This window comes from Clostridium niameyense (assembly GCF_001243045.1).
Lineage (GTDB): Bacteria > Bacillota > Clostridia > Clostridiales > Clostridiaceae > Clostridium_F > Clostridium_F niameyense.
In genome coordinates this window covers 1-1,286 of record NZ_LN849002.1, presented here as the reverse complement: position 1 = coordinate 1,286, position 1,286 = coordinate 1, and the positions used below count along the sequence as shown (strand labels likewise).

At 29.5% G+C, this 1,286-nt stretch carries 1 protein-coding gene and 1 tRNA gene; both read left to right on the top strand.

Annotated features, from left to right (window positions below):
- Window positions 1-49 precede the first annotated feature (49 nt).
- Window positions 50-125, top strand: a tRNA-Phe gene (locus BN1711_RS00010).
- A gap of 81 nt (window positions 126-206) precedes the next feature.
- On the top strand, window positions 207-950 hold the full coding sequence (locus BN1711_RS00005; protein WP_050606185.1) for a peptidylprolyl isomerase: 744 nt from the start codon (window positions 207-209) through the stop codon (window positions 948-950).
- The last annotated feature ends 336 nt before the right edge of the window (window positions 951-1,286 follow it).

Genomic DNA, 1,286 nt, shown 5'->3' with positions numbered 1-1,286 from the left:
GCAGGGGAAGCCCTGTGGAAGAGTAGGTCGTTGCCAGATAAGTTTTTTTGGCTGGATAGCTCAGTCGGTAGAGCAGAGGACTGAAAATCCTCGTGTCCCTGGTTCGATTCCTGGTCTAGCCACCAAATTAAAGCATCTTAGATTTTGATCTAAGATGCTTTTTTACTAACAATAAAATATATTTTTATATGTAAAGGAGAATTTTTATGGAGAATAAAGTAGTGGCGGTAGTTAATGGTTGTGAAATCACAGAAAAAGATGTGGATGCTACTATAGCTAGCTTTCCAAAAGATAGACAGGGGTATCTAAATACAGAAAAAGGCAGAGAAGATCTAATAAAGCAAATGATTGATTTTGAACTTGCATATAACTATGCAAAGGACATGGAAGTTGATAAGACTGAAGAATTTTTAAAGCAATTAGAAGCTACAAAGAAACAACTTTTGATACAAAGTACAGTTTCTAATATTTTAGCATCAGTATCAGTTTCAGAAGAAGAAGCAAAGGATTATTATGCAAATAATAAGAGCAATTTTAAAACACAAGATCTTATAACTGCAAGACATATACTAGTAGATACATTAGAAGAAGCTGAAAAAATTGCTAAAGAAATAGAAGCAGGATTAGAATTCTCAAAAGCAGCAGAAAAGTATTCAAAATGCCCTTCAAAAGCCCAAGGGGGTAGTTTAGGAACATTTACAAAGGGACAAATGGTACCTGAATTTGAAAAGGCTGTATTTGAATTAAAAACAGATGTATTAAGTAAGCCAGTAAAAACTCAATTTGGTTATCATCTAATTATAGTAGATAATATAAGAGAGAGTAGTGTAGAACCTTTTGAAAAGGTTAAGGACAAAATAATGGGATTTCTTCTTCAACAAAAGCAAAATGAAAAATATAATGAATTTGTAGAAAACTTAAAGAAGAAATATAAGGTTGATTTAAAGTAAGAGTTTAATATACTTTATAATAAAGTAAGGATTTTAATTTATTTTATATTTTCATATTTGAAGTGTAAAATAGATAAAATCCTTATTTTATGGTTAAAGTATATTAAAACATATCCAGGAGTGTCTTTGTGAGATATAATAAAAAAAACATAGAAAAATGAAGTATTGGCGAATTATTTTGGATAGAATATATATATAGTAAATTTATAGGTTAAGTATTTCTGATACAATAATCTACGTTGTCTGGTGAGAGCCAAGCAATACAAAGTCTTTTTAGTTATTAAACATTAAAAAATGTATTAACAAAAAAGAATTTGAAAAAAGTGTTGACAAAGA

Excerpts from the sequence above, each read along its gene's own strand:
- BN1711_RS00005 (WP_050606185.1), top strand. The coding sequence starts at position 207 with ATGGAGAATAAAGTAGTGGCGGTAGTTAATGGTTGTGAAATCACAGAA.